The sequence below is a fragment of the Rhizobium sp. A22-96 genome (assembly GCF_053521805.1).
Genome location: NZ_JBNWDQ010000014.1, coordinates 1 through 2500 on the forward strand (window position 1 = coordinate 1; position 2500 = coordinate 2500).

Annotated in this window: 1 tRNA gene and 2 rRNA genes (1 of these 3 cut by a window edge); all 3 read right to left on the reverse strand. The window is 54.7% G+C overall.

Going from position 1 to position 2500, the window contains the following annotated elements:
• Positions 1-115 precede the first annotated feature (115 nt).
• Positions 116-192, reverse strand: a tRNA-Met gene (locus tag ACQZ6F_RS33340).
• A gap of 338 nt (positions 193-530) precedes the next feature.
• Positions 531-645 (reverse strand): 5S ribosomal RNA (gene rrf / locus ACQZ6F_RS33345).
• Positions 646-897: 252 nt separating this feature from the next.
• A 23S ribosomal RNA gene (locus ACQZ6F_RS33350) occupies positions 898-2500 on the reverse strand; it runs 1197 nt beyond the window's last position.

The window sequence follows — 2500 nt, forward strand, 5'->3', positions numbered from 1 at the left end:
GCTCGAACGCGCCTCACCCTTCAGGTTATGGTGCTGAGGGACGATGAGCTACGATGGCCAGCGAAGAAGAAGTCTTCGCGTCAGCGATAGCTTTTGCATTTTTTGGGGAAAGGATTGGTTGCGGGGGCAGGATTTGAACCTGCGGCCTTCAGGTTATGAGCCTGACGAGCTACCGGGCTGCTCCACCCCGCGTTACCAGCGCAAATCGCGATGCGATTTGTCGCGCACAGCAAGCCGTATTCGGCTTGCGTCACCAACGTAAACCCGAAGGGTTTATCGTTTCAGCGTAAACCGCGAAGCGGTTTATCGCGTGTCAGGTGGGCACCTTATGGAACTCACCTGTTTCGAGGCACCTTTGATTTCAGGGTCTCGAAGAAAGAAGCTTTCTAGAAGCGACAAAGGCCGCTTGTGAGCGGCCCATTGTAACACGGCCTGAGCCGCTTGTGTGATGAGAAGATTGAGACTGCTTCATTTTCATGAAGCGAGGCATAAATTGCTTTAGCAATTTATGCCTGAGTTGCGTTTGGCAGACCTGGCAGCGACCTACTCTCCCGCGTCTTAAGACGAAGTACCATGGGCGCAGGGGCGTTTCACGGCCGTGTTCGGAAAGGGAACGGGTGCGGCCACCCCGCCATAACCACCAGGTCGGCAAAGCGCAACTTCGGGCTAAACCGTGCTAGCGGTTTATGCCCTATGAGAAGCTGGTGAGGCCAGAAGCCTCGTTTTGTCTATTTGAACACGTCTTTGGTTGTCCGGATACGGTCGTTAAGACCGCAAGCGCAAAGCGCGTCGCCGGACGTCCGGCGCCCTCGCGGAGCATAGGGTCAAAGACCCGCTCATGCGTGAGCGCTGAACTTAAGTCTCATCGAACTTGTTCGATGAGCACTGGCAATGAGAACAATCAAGCCAATCGAGCTATTAGTACCGGTAAGCTTCATGCGTTGCCGCACTTCCACACCCGGCCTATCAACGTGGTAGTCTTCCACGGCTCTGATAGGGAACACTCGTTTTCAGGTTGGTTTCCCGCTTAGATGCCTTCAGCGGTTATCCATTCCATATGTAGCTACCCTGCTATGCCCTTGGCAGGACAACAGGTCCACCAGAGATATGTCCATCCCGGTCCTCTCGTACTAGGGACAGATCCTGTCAATATTCCTACACCCACGGCAGATAGGGACCGAACTGTCTCACGACGTTCTGAACCCAGCTCACGTACCGCTTTAATTGGCGAACAGCCAAACCCTTGGGACCTGCTCCAGCCCCAGGATGCGATGAGCCGACATCGAGGTGCCAAACAACCCCGTCGATATGGACTCTTGGGGGTCATCAGCCTGTTATCCCCGGCGTACCTTTTATCCGTTGAGCGATGGCCCTTCCACGCGGGACCACCGGATCACTATGACCGACTTTCGTCTCTGCTCGACTTGTCAGTCTCGCAGTCAGGCGGGCTTATGCCATTGCACTCGACGACCGATTTCCGACCGGTCTGAGCCCACCATCGCGCGCCTCCGTTACTCTTTCGGAGGCGACCGCCCCAGTCAAACTACCCACCATACACTGTCCCGGATCCGGATAACGGACCGCGGTTAGACATCCATGACGATAAGGGTGGTATTTCAAGGATGGCTCCACAAGAACTGGCGTCCCTGCTTCAAAGCCTACCACCTATCCTACACATGCCGACACGAATGCCAGTGTAAAGCTATAGTAAAGGTGCACGGGGTCTTTCCGTCTGACCGCAGGAACCCCGCATCTTCACGGGGAATTCAATTTCACTGAGTCTATGTTGGAGACAGCGGGGAAGTCGTTACGCCATTCGTGCAGGTCGGAACTTACCCGACAAGGAATTTCGCTACCTTAGGACCGTTATAGTTACGGCCGCCGTTTACTGGGGCTTCGATTCAGAGCTTGCACCCCTCCTCTTAACCTTCCAGCACCGGGCAGGCGTCAGACCCTATACGTCGTCTTGCGACTTCGCAGAGCCCTGTGTTTTTGGTAAACAGTCGCTACCCCCTGGTCTGTGCCACCCTCACATACTTGCGTATATAAGGGTCACGCTTCTTCCGAAGTTACGCGTGCAATTTGCCGAGTTCCTTCAACATAGTTCTCTCAAGCGCCTTGGTATACTCTACCTGACCACCTGTGTCGGTTTCGGGTACGGTCTATACGGTGGAGCTATTTCCTGGAACCGCGTCCCCGCCCACACAATCCAATAAGTGTGAACAAGTTAAGCAATCCGTCACTACCACCAGGCCCACGATTATTAACGTGGTTCCCATCGACTACGCGTGTCCGCCTCGTCTTAGGGGCCGGCTAACCCTGCTCAGATTAACTTTAAGCAGGAACCCTTGGTCTTTCGGCGAGAGGGTCTCTCACCCTCTTTATCGTTACTCATGTCAACATTCGCACTTCCGATACCTCCAGGGCCCCTCACAGGTGCCCCTTCACAGGCTTACGGAACGCTCCGCTACCACGTGTATTGCTACACATCCTCAGCTTC